We start from the raw sequence: 20,075 nt of genomic DNA, 5'->3' as shown, positions 1-20,075 counted from the left end.
CCGGGCCACCGCCACCCATCCGCCATCCACTGGAAAGAACGCCGCGTCCACGCGGCTTGGGGAGACACACCTTGCATCTGGTTTCCATGCTGGAAGCGTCCGCGCGCAACCATCCGGACAAGGCGATGCTGCGCTACCAGGGGCGCAGCATCGGCTATGCCGAGTTCAGCGACCTGTCCCGCCGCGCCGCCACGGTGCTGCATGCGCACGGCGTGCGTGCGGGCGGCCGCGTGGCGCTGATGTGCCTGAACACGCCAGGCTTCCTGGCCGCCATGTTCGGCGCGCTGCGCCTGGGCGCGGTGGTGGTGCCCGTCAACCACAAGCTGCAGGCGCCCGAGGTGGAATACATCGTGGGGCATGCGGGCATCAGGGCCTGTGTCCATGACGCCAGCCTGGCACCGGTGCTGGCACGCGTGCCCGGCGACTTCGCGCGGCTGGCCACCGGCGGCGAATGCGCCGGCACGCCCTCGTTCGATACGCTGGCAAGCGTTGCCGAGCCCTGGCCGGCGGCGCCCGCCCAAGGCGATGCGCGGGACGAGAACGTACTGGCGGAGATCCTCTACACATCCGGTACCACCGGCAAGCCCAAGGGCTGCCTGCACTCGCACCGCAACGTCTTTGCCGCCGCGCTGGCGACCGCCGCGGGCATGGCCATCGGCCACGACGAGCGCATGCTGATCGCCATGCCGATCTGGCACGCCTCGCCGCTGAACAACTGGACCATGGCCACGCTGCTGATGGGTGGCACGGTGGTGCTGTTGCGCGAGTACCAGCCCGCGGCCTTCCTCCAGATCATCGAGGACGAGGCGGTTACCGCCACCTTCTGCGCGCCCATCGCGTTGCTGGCGCCGCTGCACGCGGTGCCCGATTTCCGCCGCTACCGGCTGGGCTCCATGCGCAAGTGGATCTACGGCGGCGGCCCCATCGGCGCGGAACAGGCCCGCCTGCTGATCGAAGCCTATGGTTCGCCCAACTTCATCCAGGTCTACGGCATGTCGGAGACCGGGCCGCTCGGCACGGCGCTGTACGCCGGCGACGCGCTCGATCGAGCCGGCTCGATCGGCCGCATCGGCATGCCGGGCGTGCAGTTGCGGGTCCGCTCGGCCGACGGCAGCCCCACCCTGCCCGGCCAGGTCGGAGAGATCCAGATGCGCTCGGTGGCGTTGATGCAGGGCTACCTGGACGATCCCGCCGCCAGCCGCGCCGCGCTGGGCGCCGACGGCTGGTACGGCACCGGCGACCTGGCCCGGCTCGACGACGCGGGCTTCCTCTACATCGTCGACCGCAGCAAGGATGTCATCATCACCGGCGGTGAAAACGTCTACTCGAAGGAAGTCGAAGACGCGCTCGCGGCGCACCCCCTGGTACAGGACGTGGCCGTGGTAGGCAGGCCCCATCCGGAATGGGGCGAGACGGTGGCGGCATGCATCGTCCCAAAACCTGGCCAGGATCCCGCCATGCTCGCGGACGAGGACTTCCGCGCGCTGCGCGACTTCCTCGCGCCGCGCCTGGCGCGCTACAAGATCCCGCGCCTGTTCGAGATCCACGCCACACTGCCGCGCACGCCCAGCGGCAAGCTGATGAAGCATGTGCTGCGCGCGGGCCGGGCGGCGGGTCCCTCGCCCTGAGCGGCCCGCTGCCACGCCGTCACGCCGCGCACAGCTCCAGCAACTGCGCGTCGCGAAAGCCCCACTGCGCGGGATCCTCGAAGCCAACCACGGTGTCTTCGGCCTGGCTCAGGTCGAGCGTTTCCGCGTTCAGGTGGGTGGCCTCGCTGACCGAGTAGAACACCTTGACGCGCGGGCGCAGCGGCTCGTTGTCGTTCTGCGCGAACACCACGGCCAGCCGCCCGGAGCGCAGCCGCAGCACGGTGCCCAGCGGGTAGATGCCGATCGAACGGGTAAAGCCCTGGAACACCGTGCGGTCGAACAGCGTATCCACCCGCACCGCCATGTACTCGAGCGCCCGCGCCGGCGTCCAGGCTTCGTGCCCGGGGCGGCTGGAGGTCAGCGAATCATAGGTGTCGCATACCGCCGCGATCTTGGCATGGATGCTGATCTCGTGCCCGTGCAGGCCGAAGGGATAGCCGCGCCCGTCGATCCGCTCGTGGTGGTGCACGCAGACATCCAGCGGGATATTGCTATAGAGCCTGGCCTCGTTGAGAACGCGGTAGCCGGCGGAAGGGTGGCGCTGCACCATCTCCACCTCGGCTGCGCTCAGCTCGCCCTGCTTGTGCAGCACCTGCGCGGGAACCGCGATCTTGCCGATATCGTGCACCAGTCCCGCCAGCCCGAGCTGCTGCACCTCGCCATGGCCCAGCCCAAGGGTGCGCCCGAGCGCTATCATCAGCGCGCAAACGGCGAAGGAGTGCAGATAGGTGTAGTCGTCCCGGACCTTCAGCCGTGCCAGCGCGATCAGGGCCTGCGAATGACGCGTGAGGGAATTGGATACGGAGTCGACCAGCATCAGGGCGCCTTCCACCTCCAGCGCGCGGCCCATGCGGGCGTCGGTGAACATCGAGCCGACCACCGTCTTGCCGTTCTTCAGCACCTCCCGGGCCAGCCCGAACTCCACCTCCAGCGGTACCGCCGATTGCGGCACCGCGCCAACCGGCTCGTCGGGCACCGGCCTGACCGCCAGCGAACCGGACGTGGCCAGTGGCGTGGTGACGGGCATGCCGTGGCCCTTGAGCAGGTCGATCCATACCTCGTCGACCTTGGAGGCCACGATCTGGTCGATCTGCTCCTGGCTGCTAACCAGGAAACGCGAACGCCAGAACGGGTGATCGATCCACGGTCCGCCCAGCCGGGCCACGAACATTCCGACTTGTAGCTGTTGGGTCCTGATCCGTTTCAGCATGCCAGCTCCTCGCGTCCCCATGTAAGGATTGAATAGGGCGTGGCCGCTTAACGGCAGGGGGCGGGAGAACTTTAGGCACCCCGCGCAAGACGGCGGGAACGCTGCCTGCAAATGGACTCGTCCGGATACCGCGGCGGCGTCTGCGCGAGAGCGCTCATGCCTGGCTCATCGCGCTTTGCCCCGGCCCTTGCCTTTGCCGCCGGCGGCCTTCTCCGAAGCCGGCTCGGCAATGCGCTTCGGCATGGCCTCCCTCTCTCCGGCCTGCGCCGATTTCATGAAACTGCTCTCGCTGGTCATCACGCCCACGATCCGGGCAAGCTGCCGGCTCAGGCTGATATAGGCGTGCCCCTGGCCGGCATCGAAATACAGCGAATCGCCGCGCGCCAGGTGCACCATCTCGCCATTGTCGAAATGCACCTCGATCTCGCCGGAGAGTACGTAGACGAATTCCTCGCCGGGATGGCGCGCGAAGTCCTCGGGCCCCGCGATGCGGCGTGCATGGACCGTGCTGACAACCGGGATCATCTGCTTTCCCACCGCCTCGGTGCCGAGGAACTCATAGGAAAACGACGTTCCACGGTAAGTCACGCCCTCGCCTGCCCGCGTCACCACCGGCCCCTGGAACGGCGCAGGCTGCACCCCGGCGCCCGCGAACATCGAGCCCATGTCCATCTGCAGCGCCCGGCCCAGCGCAGCGAAATTCTCATAGCCAAGCGCAAGTTGCCCGCGTTCGGCACGCGAGATGGTAGTGATCGACACGCCCGACAACGCCGCCAGATGCGCGAGCGTCCAGCCGAAGCCCTTGCGCGCGCTGCGCAGGCGCTTGCCGAAGGTCTCCCGATCGAGCGTGCGGGATTCGTCGCTGTCGCCACCCTCCTCGCCCTTGCGCCCTGGACCGATCTGTGTTTTCAAGCGTGCTTCCATTTTTTGCCGTTGGACGGGATGCGAGGATCGGATGCTATCAGCCGGCCACATCGGGAACAACCCTGATGAAGCGCACTCTAGACCAGAATTTGCGCATTCGCAATTTGCATATTCGCAAATTCTTAAATACACTCAGTCCCATTCCAAAGCAGGCGGGCCCATGAGTCCGCCGAGCCCCGCCGCTTCCATGCGCATGGTCTTCGCCGCTTGCCGGTAACCGGTGGCTGCATCGCCAGCGCATCCGTCGCACCGGGCCGGGCGGCGGAGCCGGAACGCTTCGCCAGATACCTCAGCGTCTCCCCCCAACCTCCACACACAGGAGTTCACCATCGTGCGTGTCTTCAGTGCTTCCCTCGCTACCGAAACCAACACCTTCGGCCCGATGCCCACCGGCCTTGCCTCGTTCCGGGATCGCGGCTACTTCCCGGCCGGGCAGCATCCGGACCAGATGACGTTCTTCTCGGGACCGCTGTGGGCCGCACGGATGCGCGGCAAGGAGCGCGGCTGGCAATTGCTCGAGGGCCTGGTGGCCGGCGCGCAGCCCAGCGGCACCACCACCCGCCACGCCTACGAAACCCTGCGCGAGGAACTGCTGGCGGACCTGCGCGCCGCGCTGCCGGTCGATATGGTGCTGCTGGGCCTGCACGGCGCGATGGTGGCGGATGGCTATGACGACTGCGAGGGCGACCTGCTGCGGCGCGTGCGCGCCATCGTCGGCCCCGCAGTGGTGATTGGCGCAGAGCTGGATCCGCACAGCCACCTGACGCCGGACATGGTGAACCACGCCGACCTGCTGATCGCGTTCAAGGAATACCCGCATACCGACGTGCTGGAGCGCGCCCTGGAGCTGGTCGACCTGTGCGCGGCCAAGGTGGAGGGCAAGATCCGGCCGGTGGCCTCGGTGGTCGACTGCGAGATGATCGTCACCGTCCACACCTCGCGCGAACCGGCGCGCGGCTTCGTCGACCGCATCCAGGCGCTGGAAGGCCGGGACGGCGTGCTGTCGGTCTCCATCGCGCATGGCTTCTCCTGGGGAGACGTGCCCGAGATGGGCACCAAGGTGCTGGTCTACACGGACGGCGACCAGGCCAAGGCCAATGCGCTGGCCCGCCGGCTGGCGGACGAACTCATCGGCATGCGCGAGGCGCTCGCGGTACGCTACCCCGATATCGACACCGCGCTGGACGAGGCGCTGGCCTTCGACGGCGGCCCGGTGGTGCTGGCCGATGGCGCCGACAATCCGGGCGGCGGCGCGGCCAGCGATTCCACCTTTATCCTGCGGCGCATGATCGAGCGCGGCATCGGCAGCGCCGCGGTGGGCCCGCTCTGGGACCCGATCGCGGTGCGCATCGCCTTCGAAGCCGGCGTCGGCGCGCGCCTGGCCATGCGCATCGGCGGCAAGATCAGCCCGCTTTCGGGCGATCCGCTGGACCTGGACTGCACGGTCAAGGCGCTGCGGGCCGACATGGTCATGACCGGCCTGTCGAACATGCCGGTGCAGATGGGCGACTGCGCGCTGGTGGAAGCAGGCGGCATCGAGATCGTGCTGATCACCCTGCGCAACCAGGCCATGGGCACGGACCTCTTCACACAGCTGGGCTGCGACCTCGCGCGCAAGAAGATCGTCGTGGTCAAGTCCTCGCAGCACTTCTATGCGTCCTTCTCGAAGGTGGCGAAGCACGTGATCTACGCGGGGGCGCCCGGCGCCGTGACGCTCGACCTGTCGACCCTGCCCTATCGCAAGGTCCGCCGGCCCAAGTGGCCGCTCGACGGCGCCGCGGCCTGAGCGCCGCCCGCCGGTTCGATATCACAACGACAACAACGGAGACCTGCAGATGAAACCGAATCGCTCCCTGCTAGCGGCCCTCGCCGCGAGCGCCCTTGTCCTCGCCGGCGCCAGCTTCCCCGTCCTGGCGCAGACCAAGACGCTGAAGGTCGTGGCGCACGCCGACCTGAAGATCCTCGACCCGACCTTCACCACCGCCTACATCACGCGCAATTTCGGCTACATGGTCTACGACACGCTGTTCGCGCAGGATGCGAATGGCAGGCCGCAACCCCAGATGGTGGAGAAGTACAGCAGTTCGAAGGACGGCAAGCAGTGGAGCTTCACCTTGCGGCCCGGCCTCAAGTTCTCGGACGGCAGCCCCGTCACCGCCGCCGACGCCGTCGCCTCGCTGCAGCGCTGGGGCGCGCGCGACAACCTCGGCCGCGCCATGGGCGACGCCGGCGCCGAATGGAAGGCAGTGGACGCGCGCAGCTTCACGCTCTCGCTCGCACAGCCCTTCGGCATGGTGCTCGACGCGCTGGCCAAGCCGTCGGGCTTCCCACCGGTGATCCTGCCCGAGCGCCTGGCCAGGATGCCCGCCACCTCGCCGCTGCCCGAGGTGCTGGGTTCCGGCCCCTTCATCTTCAAGCGCGACGAATGGGTGCCAGGCAACAAGGCAGTGTTCGTGCGCAACCCGAACTACGTGGCGCGCAGCGAGCCGCCCAGCGGTCTCGCAGGCAGCAAGAAGAGCCACTTCGACCGCGTCGAATGGCTCTACCTGCCGGACGCCAACAGCGCCATCGCGGCGCTCAAGCGCGGCGAGGTCGACGTGGTCGAACAGGTACCGCCGGACTATATCGCCCCGCTGCGCGCCGACACCGGCATCAAGATCGGCTCGGGCGGCGCCTACCAGGGCGTGCTGGTGATGAACCAGCTGCATCCGCCCTTCAACAATCCCAAGGTGCGCCAGGCCTTCCTGCAGGCAGTGAGCCAGGACCGTTTCACCGCCGCCATGGGCTACCCGCTCGACATGCGCATGCCCTACTGCGCCACCTATTTCATCTGCGGCGGCCCCAACGCGACCACCGCCGGCGCCGAGCCCTACCGCAAGGCCGACATCGCCCGCGCCAAGCAATTGCTTGGCGCATCCGGCTACAAGGGCGAAAAGGTGGTGCTGCTGGTGCCGACCGACGTGCCCCAGCTCAACGCCGAGGCCCTGATGGCGGCGCAGACCATGCGCAGCATGGGCATGAACGTGGACATGCAGAACATGGACTGGGCCTCGATCGGCGCGCGCCGCGCCAAGCGCGATGCGCCCGAGGCCGGCGGCTGGAATATGTATGTGACGGTCGCGGGAGAGTTCGACTCGAATTCGCCGGTCACCAATGCCTATCTCAGCGCCGCCTGCGGCGGCAGCCTGCCCGGCTGGCCTTGCGACAAACCGCTCGACGAACTGCGCACCGCCTGGATCCGCGAGACCGTGCCGGCCAAGCGCAAGGAATTGCTCGAGGCCTTCCAGAAACGCGCCTACGAGGCGGTGCCCTATGTGAACGCGGGTCAGTATTCGGCCGCCTTCGCGGCACGCGCCAGCCTGAAGGGCGTGGACAAGCTGTGGGCCGGCATGCCCACGGTGTGGATGCTCGACAAGTAAGACAAGAAAAACAGGACCACCGACCGAGGCGACACGACGACATGGGCTATTTTCTCCGACGCTTGGCCGCGACGCTCCCCGTGATGGCAGTGGTGGCCGTCGTGGTATTCCTGCTGATCCACCTGACGCCGGGCGACCCCGCGGCATTGATCGCCGGCGACCTCGCGACCGCCGACGACATCGCCAGGCTGCGCGGGGCGCTGGGCCTGGACCGGCCGCTCTGGCAGCAGTTCACGCTATGGCTCGGCAGGCTCGCGACCGGCGATCTCGGCACCTCGATCTTCACCCAGGTGCCGGTGGCCGAGTTGCTGGCGCAGCGGCTGGAACCGACTGCCTCCATCGCCGCGCTGACCATGCTGCTGACCCTGCTGGTAGCGGTGCCGCTGGGCACGCTGGCGGCCTACCGCGCCGGCACCTGGGTGGACCGGCTGGTGATGCTGTTCGCGGTGCTGGCCTTTTCGCTGCCGGTGTTCCTGGTCGGCTACCTGCTGGTCTATGCCTTCGCCATCCAGCTGCCGTGGTTCCCGGTACAGGGATACGCGCGCTTTGCCGACGGCATCGGCCAATGGCTGCGCAGCCTGGTGCTGCCCTGCGTCAACCTCGCCATGGTCTATATCGCGCTGGTGACCCGCATGACGCGCGCCACCGTGCTCGAGGTGTTGCACGAGGACTACATCCGCACCGCGCGCGCCAAGGGCCTGGGCGTGCTGCCGGTGCTGTGCCACGCGCTGCGCAACGCCGCCATCCCGATCGCCACCACGGTCGGCATCGGCATCGCGCTGCTGATCGGCGGCGTGGTCGTCACCGAGACCGTCTTCGCCATTCCTGGCGTCGGCCGCCTGGTGATCGATTCCGTGCAGCGCCACGATTACCCCGTGATCCAGAGCGTGCTGCTGATCTCGGCCGGCGTCTACGTGCTGATCAACCTGTTGATCGACCTGAGCTACGGCCTGTTCGACCCGCGCATCAAGTATTGAAATCGAACCTTCATTGAACCTTCCGTCGCCCCCGGGCGCTTTCATCATGCCGACCTCCCTGCCCGCGACCGATGCCGCTGCCACCGCGGCGACGCCGGACGATGCCCCCTTCGTGCTGCCGCGCTGGCGCTGGGTGCGCAAGCATCCCACGCTGATCGTCGGCGCGCTGCTGCTGATCGTGATCGCCGCGCTGTCGATCGGCGCCCCCTGGATCGCCTCCATCGATCCCGAGGACATCGACCCGCTGGCGCGCATGCAGCCGCCCTCGGCCGAGCACTGGTTCGGCACCGACGCGCTGGGCCGCGACGTGTTCAGCCGCGCGCTCTGGGGCGGACGCGTATCGATGATCGTCGGCCTCTCGGTCGGCCTGCTGGCGACCGCGCTCGGCGTGCTGCTCGGGCTCACCGCGGGCTTCGTGCGCTGGGCCGATTCCTTCGTGATGCGGGTGATGGACGGCTTGATGGCGATCCCCGGCATCCTGCTGGCGATCGCGCTGATGGCGGTCACGCAGGCCAGCCTCACGGCCGTCATCGTGGCCATCACCATCCCCGAAGTGCCGCGCGTGGTGCGGCTGGTGCGCTCGCTCGCGCTCACGCTGCGCGAGCAGCTCTTTGTCGAGGCGGCGCATGCGGTCGGCACCCGCCTGCCGGTGATCCTGGTGCGCCACGTGCTACCCAATATGGTGGCGCCACTGATCGTGCAGGCCACCTTCGTGTCGGCGGCGGCCGTGCTGACCGAAGCAGCGCTGTCCTTTCTCGGCGTCGGGGTTCCGGCGCAGACGCCGAGCTGGGGCAACATGATGGCCGAGGGCCGCAACTTCGTCGCCGTGGCCTTCCACATCATCCTCTACCCCGGCATCCTGCTGGCCGCGACGGTGCTGGCGATCAACCTGCTGGGCGACGGACTGCGCGACGCGCTCGATCCGCGCCTGGCACGGCAACTCTGAACCCCGGGAGCCACACCATGACCCTGCCCCGCGTTGCCCTGGCCACCGGCGAGCCGCTGCTCGAAGTCGACGATCTCCACACCCATTTCGACACGCTCACCGGCCCCGCCCGTTCCGTCAATGGCGTCTCCTACACCGTGCGCGCCGGCCAGACTCTCGGCGTGGTAGGCGAGTCCGGTTGCGGCAAGAGCGTGACGGCCCTGTCGATCATGCGGCTGCTGCCGACACCGCCGGCGCGCATCCGCGGTGCCGTGCGGCTGCGCGGCACCGACCTGCTGCAACTCAGCGAGCGCGAGATGCGCCGCATCCGCGGCAACCGCATCTCGATGATCTTCCAGGAGCCGATGACCTCCCTGAACCCGGTGCTGACCATCGGCCGGCAGATCGCCGAGACGGTGCAGGTGCACCAGGGCGCGAGCCGGGCCGAAGCGCTCGGGCGCGCGGTGGAAATGCTGCGCCTGGTGCAGATCCCCGAGCCCGAGCGCCGCGTCCACGAGTACCCGCACCAGCTCTCGGGCGGCATGCGGCAACGCGTGATGATCGCGCTGGCGCTGGCATGCAACCCGGAGGTGCTGATCGCCGACGAGCCGACCACCGCGCTCGACGTGACCATCCAGGCCCAGATACTGGACCTGATCCGCCGGCTGCAGAAGGAACTCGGCATGGGCGTGGTGATGATCACGCACGATCTCGGCGTGGTGGCGGAGAGCTGCGACCGCGTGATCGTGATGTACGCCGGCCGCAAGGTCGAGGAGGCCGGCGTGATGGCGCTCTTCGACCGTCCGCTGCACCCGTACACCCGCGCGCTGATGGCCTCGATGCCGTCGATGAATACCAGCAGCCAGCGGCTCGCCGAAATCCCCGGACTGGTGCCCTCGCCGCAGGAGGCGCACCGCGGCTGCCCGTTTGCGGCCCGCTGCCGGCATGCCGACGCACGCTGCCACAGCAATATCCCGCCACTCACGCGACACGGCGGCGACCACCTCGTGGCCTGCTTCGCGGTGGAAGCATCCCGCATCGAACCCGAACAGGAAGCCATCGCATGAACACCGCAACCGTCACCGCAGCGCCCGCGCCCCTGCTCCGGGTCGACCGGCTCAAGAAGCACTACACCGCGCCGCAGCGCTGGCTGACGCCGCGCAAGCCCCCCATCCAGGCCGTGGACGGCGTCTCCTTCACCGTGACGCGCGGCGAGACGCTCTCGCTGGTGGGCGAATCCGGCTGCGGCAAGACCACCACCGCCAAATCGGTGCTGCGCCTGGTCGAGCCCAGCTCGGGCTCGGTACAGCTCGACGGCGAAGAACTGCTGGGCCTTTCGGCGCACGCCATGCGGCTGCGCCGGCGCGACCTGCAGATCATCTTCCAGGATCCCTATGCCTCGCTGAGCCCGCGCCTGACGGCCGGCGAGATCGTCGCCGAGCCGCTGCGCAACTTCGGCATGCACTCGCGCGCGGAACGCGCCGAGCGCGTGCAGTGGCTGTTCGGCAAGGTCGGCTTGCGGCCCGAAGCGATCAAGAAGTATCCGCACGAGTTCTCCGGCGGCCAGCGGCAGCGCCTGGGCATCGCGCGCGCGCTCGCTCTCAACCCCAAGCTGATCGTCTGCGACGAGCCGGTGTCGGCGCTCGACGTCTCGGTGCAGGCGCAGGTGGTCAACCTGCTGATGGACCTGCAGGCCGAGTTCGGCATCGCCTACCTGTTCGTCGCGCACGATCTTGCGGTGGTGCGCCATATCAGCCATCGCGTCGCCGTGATGTACCTCGGCCAGATCGTCGAACTGGCGGACCGCGACGCCTTGTTCTCTGCGCCGCTCCACCCGTATACCGAAATCCTGCTTTCCGCCGTGCCGGTGCCCGACCCGCGCACGCCAGCCCGGCGCCTGCTGCTGCAGGGCGATCCGCCGAGCCCGGCCAACCCGCCTGCGGGCTGCCGCTTCCATACGCGCTGCCCGCTTGCGCAGGCCGTATGCAAGGAGCAGGCGCCCGAGCTTGCCGGACGGCCCTCGGCTTCGGGCGGCAGCCACCAGGTGGCCTGCCACTTCCGCTGAGCGGCTGACCCTGATCGCAACTTCGCGACCTTGCGACCTCGCAACATCACGATCACGAAAGGAAAGGAATCCCATGCCAGGCAATGCTTCCACCCACTACGACCTGCTGATCGCCGGCGGTACCGTGATCGACGGCACCAAGGCGCCGCGCTTCAGCGCCGATATCGGCGTGAGCGGCGGCCGCATCGCGGCGATCGGCGATCTGGCCGGCCATATGGCCGAGCGCACGCTTGACGCCACGGACCGCATCGTCGCCCCCGGCTTTATCGATGCGCACACGCACGACGACCAGGCCGTGCTGTCGCAGGCCACCATGCCCTTCAAGATCTCGCAGGGCGTCACCACCGTGATCGCCGGCAACTGCGGCATCAGCGCCGCGCCGCTGCGCGCCGACATGGACCTGCCGATGCCGCTGAGCCTGATCGACGCGCCGGCCGAAGGCCGCTTCACCACCTTCGCGGCTTATCTCGATGCGCTGCGCGCCGCGCCGAGCTCGGTCAATGTGGCCGCCATGGTCGGCCATTCGACGCTGCGCGCGGTCACCATGCCGGCGCTCGACCGCGCCGCCAGCGCCGAAGAGATCGCCGCCATGCAGGCGCTGGTGGAGGAAGCCATGCAGGCCGGCGCGATCGGCCTGTCGACCGGCACCTTCTACCCGCCCGCCGCCAAGGCGACGACCGAGGAGATCATCGCGGTGTGCCGGCCGTTGAGCGCGCGCAAGGCGCTCTACGTGACGCATATGCGCGACGAGTCCGACCAGGTGATGCAGTCGCTGGAAGAAACCTTCCGCATCGGCCGCGAACTCGACGTGCCGGTGGTGGTGTCGCACCACAAGGTACAGAACACGGCCAACTTCGGCAGGAGCCAGGTCACGCTGCCCTTCATCCGGGAGACCATGCGGCACCAGTGCGTCTCGCTCGACTGCTACCCGTACACGGCCGGCTCGACCATGATCCGCGCCGACCGCGGCATGCTGGAAGGCCGGGTGCTGATCTCCGCCAGCCAGCCGCATCCGGAATGCGCGGGCCGCGACCTCGACGATATCGCCCGGGAATGGGGCGTCCCCAAGGACGAGGCCGCGCGCCGCCTGCAACCGGGCAGCGCGGTCTATTTCCTGATGGACGAGAACGACGTGCAGCGCATCCTCGCCTTCGACGAGACCATGATCGGCTCGGACGGCATTCCGGTTGGCGAAAGCCCGCATCCGCGCCTGTGGGGCACCTTCCCGCGCGTACTGGGCCACTACTGCCGCGAGATCGGCCTGTTCCCGCTGGAAACGGCGGTCTGGAAGATGACTGGCCTCACGGCACGCAATTTCGGCCTGCACCAGCGCGGCACGCTCGCAGTGGGCCACCATGCCGACATCGCCATCTTCGATGCCGCGACCGTGCGCGACGCCGCCAGCTATGAGACGCCCACCCGCCCGGCCGAGGGCATCGACACCGTGATCGTCAATGGCGCCATCACCTGGCGGCACGGCACCCATAGCGGCGCGCGCAACGGGCAGGTCATCACCCGGCAAGGAACGGCCGTCTCCTGAGCGGCGGTAACGGCGCCGGCACGCCTATTTGCGGACCGCGGCCACCGCCTTGATTTCGATCACGAATTCAGGGCGGGCGAGCGACGCCACCCCCAGGATCGTCCAGGCGGGAAAGTCGGACCGGATGAACTGCGCCTTGACGGCACGGAAATCGGCAAGCTGTTCGGCCGGGTTGACGTGATAGGACACCAGTTCCACCAGATCGGTGAAGCCGAGCCCGAGATGCCCGAGAATGGCTTCCAGGCGTTCGAACGCCACCTGGATCTGCTCCCTGGGCGTTACGGGAATGGAGCCGTCCGGGCGGATGCCGACCTGTCCGGCAATAAAGGCCAGTCCGTTGGCAGTGACGGCGGGGGAATACTGGAAGAGGTCGAAAACCTTGTTGCTGCCGAAAACGGGATCGTTCTCGGGGAGACGAAGACGGTCGATCTGGCTCATTGACGATCCTTGACAGCATTTCCATGACAGTTGCGGGCCCGTTCCGCGTCATGCCCACGCATCCATGTGCGTTACGGGTGGCAAGCACAGGCGATTATGCCAGCGTTGCCGCGACCGCCCCGCACCCCGCCATCACCCGCCAGCCGGCTTGTCAAGCCGCCCAAATAGCCAGCCGGCGCCCTCGGGCATTCGCCCCCCTCCCCGGCCGCGCGGCTACAATGGCACGCCACACGCTTGCCGGTCACACAATGTCCACAACGTACACGCTCGTCGGTATCGCTCGCGCCAAGGCCCACCGCCGTGAGGTCCTGGGAGCCAAGCTCGCCGCGCTGCGCTTGCGCGGCGCCATGGAGCCGGGCTGCCTGCGCTACCACGTGGGGGAAGACGCCGAGGATGCCGAAGTCTTCGTGCTTTACATGGAATGGAATTCCAGGCACGCGCTCGAATCGCACCTCAACAGCGAGTACGTGCGTGACTTTCACGCCACTCGCCAGGAATTCCTCGAAGGCGATATCAATTTCCGGTGGTTGAACGCGGCCTGACGTCGTCAGATAGGCACAGAAAAAACCCCAAAGTCCACTTCCCAGCCTGGACGTAGCCGTCTCCGCCCAGGCTTGGCCCATCGCTTGCCATTCCCGAACGCCCGGTCACATTGCGTGATGCGCCAACGCTCATGGACACGGCGCCAGCGGGATCTTGTGCACTTCGCTTCGGATATTTCCCATATCATTTATCGGAACGCACCTATTTTCTGCCTGGCCAGCCCATTTTGATATATCCCATGTTAGAGTTTGACGGTCATCTGCACGGATTTGGCGGATAAGGCATCATCAGCAACGCTAATCACACTGATCCGCTCGAGTAGATAATTCCTTGACCTGACATGCCACCAGGCTTTGCGCATGCGGTCAAAAGCCATGGAAATGGCAATTCGCACAGGTGTGCCGGGCTATATGGTAACCAGCGTCGCCCGCAGGCCACCCGAGGGCAATTGGATTCGAAGATCGAGAGGAGAAACAAAATTGGATAAACCAGAAAAAATTATCGCCATAACCAAGGCGATAATTGTAATTGGATTTCTATTTACAACATCCACATTGATATACCTCCTACTGGAACCCGATCAAATAGAAGAAGGCTCCATTATTCTAATATTGGCACTCACAATCTCATCAAAAATCGCGGCCACGTTTGTCGAAAAAAATAAGAGCAGCATATGTGCTTTTGTAGAGGACAGAGATGCCAGGCACCTGAGAGATATAGTTTTTGGATCGAAAAAACGTAGTTAGGCGTTTGTGGAAGACCGGACTCGCGCGCCGTACGCAATAGGCAACTCGACGTCACTCATAGAGCGTCCCCTCATCTAGCCACGGCCGGCCTGCCCCGCGGCGTCCCTCTGCTGCGCTTGTCATTCCCCCAACGCCGATCTATCACTCTGAGTGACGCCCCTGCACGCGCGAGGCGCAATACCCGGAGTGCATCATGGACCTCAGGGACGGATTCGTCGGTACCGTCGGCCATACGCCGTTGATCCGGCTGGCAGGACTGAGCGCCGAGACCGGCTGCGAGATCCTCGGCAAGGCGGAATTCCTCAATCCGGGCGGATCGGTCAAGGACCGGGCGGCGCTTTACATCATCCGCGACGCCGAGCGGCGCGGCGTGCTCAAGCCCGGTGGCACGGTGGTGGAAGGCACCGCCGGCAATACCGGTATCGGCCTGGCGCATATCTGCGCGGCGCGGGGTTACCGCTGCATCGTGGTCATACCCGATACCCAGTCGCCTGAAAAAATGGACCGCCTGCGCCTGCTGGGGGCCGAGGTACGGCCGGTGCCGGCAGCCCCCTACGCGGATCCCGACAACTACCAGAAAGTGGCGGGCCGCCTGGCCAAGGTGACCGAGAACGCCATCTGGGCGAACCAGTTCGATAACCTGGCCAACCGCCAGGCCCACTACGAAACCACCGGCCCCGAGATCTGGCATGACACCGCGGGCAAGGTCGATGCCTTTGTCTGCTCAACCGGCACCGGCGGCACGCTGGCGGGCGTCGCGCGCTTCCTGAAGGAGCGGGAACGCAATCCGCCCGTCCGCATCGTGCTGGCCGACCCGCACGGCAGCGGGCTCTATCAGTTCGTCAAGCACCATGTGGTCAAGGCGGAGGGCAACTCCATCACCGAAGGCATCGGCTCCAGCCGGGTCACCGCCAACCTGGCGGACACGCCGATCGACGATGCAGTACGAATCGACGACCAGACCTGCGTCGACATGGTTTACCGGCTGTTGCGCGAGGAAGGCCTGTGGGTGGGCGGCTCGTCAGGCATCAACGTAGCGGCCGCAGCGTGGCTGGCCCGCGAGATGGGACCTGGCCACACCATCGTCACGCTGCTTTGCGACCGCGGCGACCTGTATGCCGGGCGCCTGTTCAATGCGGTCTGGCTGGCCGCCAAGGGGCTGGTGCCGCGGCAGACACCGCCCGTCGGGGCGCGACACTGAGCGCCGCCCTGGCTGCTGGCTACCCCGCCCCTTTCAGGCGCCGCCACAATGTGGTGCTGCTGATGCCGAGCTGGTGACAGGCGGCGGCACGGTTGCCGCCGCATTCGGCCAGCACGCGCCGGATATGCTCGGCCTGGCTGGCGCGCGCGACGCCCGCCAGCGAGCCCGCTGCCGGCTCGCCGTGGCCATCCCTTGCTGTCATCCCCCGTGGGCCGCCTTGCCCGGGCGCCGGCTCGCCAGCCGGTTCCGTGCCGAACAGCTCCGGCGCCGCGGCCTGCAGTTCCGCGAGCAGGTCGCGCGGGACCAGCCTGCGGCCTGCCACCAGCACGGCGATGCGCTCGGTCACGTTCTCCAGTTCGCGGATATTGCCCGGCCAGGCATAGCCCGACAGCCTTGCCCGCACGGCCTGCGGCAGCGGCTGCGGCGCCGGCTGGCCCAACCGTTCCTGGGCCCGCCGGTACAGCAGTTCGGCCAGCTCGGGCAGATCGCCGGCACGCTCGCGCAGCGGCGGCATCTCGATGCGCAGGATGTTGAGGCGATAGTAAAGATCCTGGCGGAAGCTGCCCTGGCGCACCAGTTCGCCAAGATCGCGGTGGGTGGCGGCGATTACCCTCACATTGACCGGCACCGCGTCCAGCCCGCCGATCGGCAACACCTGCTTTTCCTGCAGCACGCGCAGCAGGCGGGTCTGCAAGGCAGGCGGCATATCGCCGACTTCATCCAGGAACAGCGTGCCGTTGTGCGCGGATTCGAACAGGCCGGCCTTGCCGCCACGGCGCGCGCCGGTGAAGGCGCCCTCCTCGTAGCCGAATAGTTCGCTTTCCAGCAGGGTTTCGGGAAAGGCCGCGCAATTGACCGCGACGAAAGGGAAAACCCGGCGCGGGCTGGCGTCGTGCATGCCCTGGGCCAGCACTTCCTTGCCCGTGCCGCTTTCGCCGCCCACCAGCACCGTGGAGTCCACTGCCGCGTAGCGCCGTGCCAGTTCGCGCAGCTGGTGCATGGCGGGAGAGGCGCCGGCCAGGTCGTCCAGGCTGTAGCGCACCCCCGCCGGCCGCGCGCGGCTGCGCGAGCGCAGGTTGCGGTCGACGCGGTGGATGGCATTGGCATCCTGCAGGGTGAGCACGGCGCCGGCGGTGCCGGTCTCGGTCACGATGGGGATACGGTTGACCACCACCATTTTGTCGCCGAGCTTGTGGATGGCCTCCAGTTCCTTGCTGCCGCTTTGCATCACGCCGTCCAGGGACAGCGCCGGCGCCAGCGTCTGCAGCTTGCGGCCCAGCGCGGCGGCCGGCGCGGTACCGAGGAAACGTTCCATGGCCGGGTTATAGGTCTGGATGCGCCCTTCCGAGTCGACCGCGGCCACGCCTTCGTTGAGGTGGGCCAGGATGGTATTGACGTAGTCGCGCCGGGCGGACTCGATACGGCGCAGGCGGGCCGCTTCGATCGCATCCTCCAGCGCGCCCCGCACCGAATTGCCCGAGTACAGGAACACGCCGATCAGGCCGATCCGGTCGGCCAGGTCGGTCACCATGCCGGGCCCTACCACCACCTGGACACCTTCCTGCTTGAGGGCTTTCACGCGGGCCGCGGCATCGTCCTCGGTCAGGTAGGTGTAGGCCGGAACCGACAGCGAGAAGGCCCGCACGAACTCGTCCACCTCCGGATAGACCGCGGCATGGGTCACCAGCGCCACCTTCGGCGAGATGCGCCTTGCCGTGGCCAGCGCGCTCATCACATCGAACCCGGTCACCTTGACCAACACCACCGGCACGTCCACGTGCTGGCGCAGATAGGCGCCGTTGGAGCCACCCGCGACCACGGCATCGAGCCGGCCCTCGCGGGCTTCGCGGGCGATGGCGCTGGCGGCAGCCGCATAGCCCTTGCCCACGATGCGGAATTCGGCCTGGGCCGCATAGCCGGGGATCAGGTCGGCGAAAGCGCGCGACAGGCGGCTGATACCGATCGCCCAGATGCGCGGGCGGGCGGCATTGACAGTGACAGGCGCATTGAGGGGCGCTGGAAGGCCGAGCGTCATGGCAGCGAAAAAAACGGTGCGGAGGCCTGGGGAAGGCTAATCTTGCCATTATGCGCGCCGGCTGCCTGCATTTCAATTTTGAAATACGTAATTTCATTATTGAAATGCAACATATGAGCAAAAAGCATCACCAGACTTCGTGACTGAAGCCTGAGAATCGCCGCCAGACCAAGCCCGACAAGGGCTGACTGCCTGCCGGGCGGTCGCCGTGAAAGCCTGGATGCACGTCCTGCGCGCCCTGGCATACCCTTTGCGCTTACCAGCCGTCCACTCCTAAAGCGAAGATCATGACCTTCTCCACCTCCGACCTCGCCCGCTCCGCCGGCGCCCGCTTCCGCCAGGCCCTGGCCGACGAACACCCCCTGCAGGTGGTCGGCACCATCAATGCCAACCATGCCCTGCTGGCCAAGCGCGCCGGCTACCGCGCGATCTACCTGTCGGGCGGCGGCGTGGCCGCGGGCTCGCTGGGCCTGCCGGACCTGGGCATTTCCAACCTGGACGACGTGCTGACCGATATCCGCCGCATCACCGACGTGTGCGACGTGCCGCTGCTGGTGGACGTCGACACCGGCTTCGGCGCCTCGGCCTTCAACGTGGCGCGCACCACCAAATCGCTGATCAAGTTCGGCGCGGGCGCAATGCATATCGAAGACCAGGTCGGCGCCAAGCGCTGCGGCCACCGCCCCGGCAAGGAAATCGTCTCGCAAGGCGAAATGGTGGACCGCATCAAGGCTGCCGTCGATGCCCGCACCGACGAAAATTTCGTGATCATGGCGCGCACCGACGCGTTGGCCGTGGAAGGCCTGGACAAGGCCATCGAGCGCGCCGTGGCGTGCGTGGAAGCCGGCGCCGACGCGATCTTCCCCGAAGCCATGACCGACCTCGCCATGTACCGCAAGTTCGTGGAAGCGGTGAAGGTGCCGGTGCTGGCCAATATCACCGAATTTGGCGCCACGCCACTGTTCACCCGCGATGAACTGGGCAGTGCCGGCGTGTCGATGATCCTGTACCCGCTGTCGGCCTTCCGTGCGATGAACAAGGCTGCCGAAAACGTGTACGCTGCGATACGCCGCGACGGCACGCAGCAGAATGTGGTCGACACCATGCAGACCCGCGCCGAACTGTACGAAAGCATCGGCTATCACGCCTTTGAGCAAAAACTGGATGCCCTGTTCGCCCAGGGCAAGGCCAAATAAGCGCGGCGGCCCGACGGCCATCACGTCCGCAACCACGTATCAAGCCAAGTCAGTCAGCACAGCATCCCCAAGGAGACTCCCTCATGTCCGAAGCGCAACCGCTAGCCGCCCCGAAGCCGAAGAAATCCGTCGCCCTGTCGGGCGTGACCGCCGGCAATACCGCACTGTGCACGGTCGGCCGTACCGGCAACGACCTGCACTACCGCGGCTACGACATCCTCGACATCGCCGAGACCTGCGAGTTTGAAGAGATCGCCCACCTGCTGGTGCACGGCAAGCTCCCCACCCGCGCCGAACTGGCCGCCTACAAGGCCAGGCTGAAGGCCCTGCGCGGCCTGCCCGCCAACGTCAAGGCCGCGCTCGAATGGGTGCCCGCCAGCGCCCACCCGATGGACGTGATGCGCACCGGCGTGTCCGTGCTCGGCACCGTGCTGCCGGAGAAGGACGACCACAACACCCCGGGCGCGCGCGACATCGCCGACCGCCTGATGGCCAGCCTCGGCTCGATGCTGCTGTACTGGTACCACTACAGCCATAACGGCAAGCGCATCGAAGTCGAGACCGACGACGACTCCATCGGCGGCCATTTCCTGCACCTGCTGCACGGCCAGAAGCCGTCGGCGCTGTGGGAGCGCGCCATGCAGACCTCGCTCAACCTGTACGCCGAGCATGAATTCAATGCCTCGACCTTCGCCGGCCGCGTGATCGCCGGCACGGGCTCGGACATGTACTCGTCGATCTGCGGCGCCATCGGCGCGCTGCGCGGCCCCAAGCACGGCGGCGCCAACGAGGTCGCGTTCGAGACCCAGAAGCGCTACGACAGCCCGGACGAGGCCCAGGCCGACATCACGCACCGCGTGGAGAACAAGGAAGTGGTGATCGGTTTCGGCCACCCGGTGTACACCACCGGCGACCCGCGCAACCAGGTCATCAAGGAAGTGGCGCGGCGCCTGTCCAAGGACGCCGGCTCGATGAAGATGTTCGACATCGCCGAACGGCTGGAAACCACGATGTGGGACATCAAGAAGATGTTCCCCAACCTGGACTGGTTCAGCGCGGTGAGCTACCACATGATGGGCGTGCCGACCGCCATGTTCACCCCGCTGTTCGTGATCGCGCGGACCTCGGGCTGGGCCGCCCACATCATCGAGCAGCGCATCGACAACAAGATCATCCGCCCCAGCGCCAACTACACCGGGCCGGAGAA

General features: G+C 67.1%; 17 protein-coding genes. 13 read left to right on the top strand and 4 right to left on the bottom strand.

What is annotated here, in order from left to right; all coding sequences use genetic code 11:
* Positions 1–71: 71 nt before the first annotated feature.
* Positions 72–1,628: a class I adenylate-forming enzyme family protein gene (locus AC3FOF_RS21300; RefSeq protein WP_488727700.1), complete on the top strand. Its 1,557-nt coding sequence runs from the start codon at positions 72–74 to the stop codon at positions 1,626–1,628.
* A 19-nt stretch (positions 1,629–1,647) separates the two neighbouring features.
* Here AC3FOF_RS21300 and AC3FOF_RS21295 read toward each other — a convergent pair whose 3' ends face one another.
* Entirely contained in the window at positions 1,648–2,859 is a 1,212-nt protein-coding gene (locus AC3FOF_RS21295) for a cyclic di-GMP phosphodiesterase (protein WP_488727699.1), read from the bottom strand.
* Positions 2,860–3,024: 165 nt separating this feature from the next.
* On the bottom strand, positions 3,025–3,771 hold the full coding sequence (locus tag AC3FOF_RS21290) for a helix-turn-helix domain-containing protein (RefSeq protein ID WP_276267825.1): 747 nt from the start codon (positions 3,769–3,771) through the stop codon (positions 3,025–3,027).
* A 343-nt stretch (positions 3,772–4,114) separates the two neighbouring features.
* On the opposite strand from AC3FOF_RS21290, the gene AC3FOF_RS21285 reads away from it, so the two are divergent.
* The 7 genes from AC3FOF_RS21285 to AC3FOF_RS21255 all read left to right on the top strand — a co-directional run bounded on the left by AC3FOF_RS21285 (position 4,115) and on the right by AC3FOF_RS21255 (position 12,709).
* Positions 4,115–5,569 (top strand): M81 family metallopeptidase, encoded by a 1,455-nt coding sequence (locus AC3FOF_RS21285; RefSeq protein WP_488727698.1) that lies wholly within the window; start codon positions 4,115–4,117, stop codon positions 5,567–5,569.
* 49 nt (positions 5,570–5,618) lie between these two features.
* The gene (locus tag AC3FOF_RS21280; RefSeq protein WP_488727697.1) at positions 5,619–7,202 is read left to right on the top strand and encodes an ABC transporter substrate-binding protein; all 1,584 of its coding nucleotides are present in this window, start codon (positions 5,619–5,621) and stop codon (positions 7,200–7,202) included.
* A gap of 41 nt (positions 7,203–7,243) precedes the next feature.
* Positions 7,244–8,179 carry an ABC transporter permease gene (locus AC3FOF_RS21275; protein ID WP_488727696.1) on the top strand — a complete coding sequence of 312 codons (936 nt, stop codon included), beginning with the start codon at positions 7,244–7,246 and terminating at the stop codon, positions 8,177–8,179.
* Positions 8,180–8,225: 46 nt separating this feature from the next.
* The gene (locus AC3FOF_RS21270) at positions 8,226–9,125 is read left to right on the top strand and encodes an ABC transporter permease (RefSeq protein ID WP_488727695.1); all 900 of its coding nucleotides are present in this window, start codon (positions 8,226–8,228) and stop codon (positions 9,123–9,125) included.
* Positions 9,126–9,142: 17 nt separating this feature from the next.
* Positions 9,143–10,171, top strand: coding sequence for an ABC transporter ATP-binding protein (locus tag AC3FOF_RS21265; RefSeq protein WP_276267830.1), 1,029 nt, complete (start codon positions 9,143–9,145; stop codon positions 10,169–10,171).
* On the top strand, positions 10,168–11,169 hold the full coding sequence (locus AC3FOF_RS21260) for an ABC transporter ATP-binding protein (RefSeq protein ID WP_488727694.1): 1,002 nt from the start codon (positions 10,168–10,170) through the stop codon (positions 11,167–11,169). Before AC3FOF_RS21265 ends, AC3FOF_RS21260 begins: the two co-directional genes overlap by 4 nt.
* Positions 11,170–11,242: 73 nt before the next feature.
* Positions 11,243–12,709 carry an N-acyl-D-amino-acid deacylase family protein gene (locus AC3FOF_RS21255; protein WP_488727693.1) on the top strand — a complete coding sequence of 489 codons (1,467 nt, stop codon included), beginning with the start codon at positions 11,243–11,245 and terminating at the stop codon, positions 12,707–12,709.
* 24 nt (positions 12,710–12,733) lie between these two features.
* Here AC3FOF_RS21255 and AC3FOF_RS21250 read toward each other — a convergent pair whose 3' ends face one another.
* Positions 12,734–13,147: a RidA family protein gene (locus AC3FOF_RS21250; RefSeq protein WP_017227671.1), complete on the bottom strand. Its 414-nt coding sequence runs from the start codon at positions 13,145–13,147 to the stop codon at positions 12,734–12,736.
* Positions 13,148–13,395: 248 nt separating this feature from the next.
* Between AC3FOF_RS21250 and AC3FOF_RS21245 the strand changes: the two genes are divergently transcribed.
* The 3 genes from AC3FOF_RS21245 to AC3FOF_RS21235 all read left to right on the top strand — a co-directional run bounded on the left by AC3FOF_RS21245 (position 13,396) and on the right by AC3FOF_RS21235 (position 15,637).
* The gene (locus AC3FOF_RS21245) at positions 13,396–13,689 is read left to right on the top strand and encodes a putative quinol monooxygenase (protein WP_017227670.1); all 294 of its coding nucleotides are present in this window, start codon (positions 13,396–13,398) and stop codon (positions 13,687–13,689) included.
* A 360-nt stretch (positions 13,690–14,049) separates the two neighbouring features.
* Entirely contained in the window at positions 14,050–14,436 is a 387-nt protein-coding gene (locus AC3FOF_RS21240; RefSeq protein ID WP_488727692.1) for a hypothetical protein, read from the top strand.
* 193 nt (positions 14,437–14,629) lie between these two features.
* The gene (locus tag AC3FOF_RS21235; RefSeq protein WP_488727691.1) at positions 14,630–15,637 is read left to right on the top strand and encodes a cysteine synthase A; all 1,008 of its coding nucleotides are present in this window, start codon (positions 14,630–14,632) and stop codon (positions 15,635–15,637) included.
* A gap of 19 nt (positions 15,638–15,656) precedes the next feature.
* Here AC3FOF_RS21235 and prpR read toward each other — a convergent pair whose 3' ends face one another.
* On the bottom strand, positions 15,657–17,672 hold the full coding sequence (gene prpR, locus AC3FOF_RS21230; protein ID WP_488727690.1) for a propionate catabolism operon regulatory protein PrpR: 2,016 nt from the start codon (positions 17,670–17,672) through the stop codon (positions 15,657–15,659).
* Between the two features lie 287 nt (positions 17,673–17,959).
* On the opposite strand from prpR, the gene prpB reads away from it, so the two are divergent.
* Together prpB and prpC are read left to right on the top strand one after the other, a co-directional pair.
* A complete protein-coding gene (gene prpB / locus AC3FOF_RS21225) occupies positions 17,960–18,868 on the top strand; it encodes a methylisocitrate lyase (RefSeq protein WP_017229720.1) in 909 nt (302 codons plus the stop codon).
* Positions 18,869–18,951: 83 nt separating this feature from the next.
* Positions 18,952–20,075, top strand: a 1,124-nt coding sequence (prpC, locus tag AC3FOF_RS21220) for a bifunctional 2-methylcitrate synthase/citrate synthase (RefSeq protein WP_488727689.1), incomplete at its 3' end; no start/stop codon positions are given.

This window comes from Cupriavidus sp. 96C5-1 (genome assembly GCF_057798855.1).
The sequence above is the reverse complement of the archived record's forward strand: the minus strand, read 5'-3'. Positions and strand labels throughout refer to the sequence as shown.

Coding starts and splice junctions, on each gene's coding strand:
- AC3FOF_RS21295 (WP_488727699.1), bottom strand. CDS start 2,859: ATGCTGAAACGGATCAGGACCCAACAGCTACAAGTCGGAATGTTCGTG.
- AC3FOF_RS21280 (WP_488727697.1), top strand. CDS start 5,619: ATGAAACCGAATCGCTCCCTGCTAGCGGCCCTCGCCGCGAGCGCCCTT.
- AC3FOF_RS21275 (WP_488727696.1), top strand. CDS start 7,244: ATGGGCTATTTTCTCCGACGCTTGGCCGCGACGCTCCCCGTGATGGCA.
- AC3FOF_RS21270 (WP_488727695.1), top strand. CDS start 8,226: ATGCCGACCTCCCTGCCCGCGACCGATGCCGCTGCCACCGCGGCGACG.
- AC3FOF_RS21265 (WP_276267830.1), top strand. CDS start 9,143: ATGACCCTGCCCCGCGTTGCCCTGGCCACCGGCGAGCCGCTGCTCGAA.
- AC3FOF_RS21260 (WP_488727694.1), top strand. CDS start 10,168: ATGAACACCGCAACCGTCACCGCAGCGCCCGCGCCCCTGCTCCGGGTC.
- AC3FOF_RS21255 (WP_488727693.1), top strand. CDS start 11,243: ATGCCAGGCAATGCTTCCACCCACTACGACCTGCTGATCGCCGGCGGT.
- AC3FOF_RS21250 (WP_017227671.1), bottom strand. CDS start 13,147: ATGAGCCAGATCGACCGTCTTCGTCTCCCCGAGAACGATCCCGTTTTC.
- AC3FOF_RS21245 (WP_017227670.1), top strand. CDS start 13,396: ATGTCCACAACGTACACGCTCGTCGGTATCGCTCGCGCCAAGGCCCAC.
- AC3FOF_RS21240 (WP_488727692.1), top strand. CDS start 14,050: ATGCGGTCAAAAGCCATGGAAATGGCAATTCGCACAGGTGTGCCGGGC.
- AC3FOF_RS21235 (WP_488727691.1), top strand. CDS start 14,630: ATGGACCTCAGGGACGGATTCGTCGGTACCGTCGGCCATACGCCGTTG.
- prpR (WP_488727690.1), bottom strand. CDS start 17,672: ATGACGCTCGGCCTTCCAGCGCCCCTCAATGCGCCTGTCACTGTCAAT.
- prpB (WP_017229720.1), top strand. CDS start 17,960: ATGACCTTCTCCACCTCCGACCTCGCCCGCTCCGCCGGCGCCCGCTTC.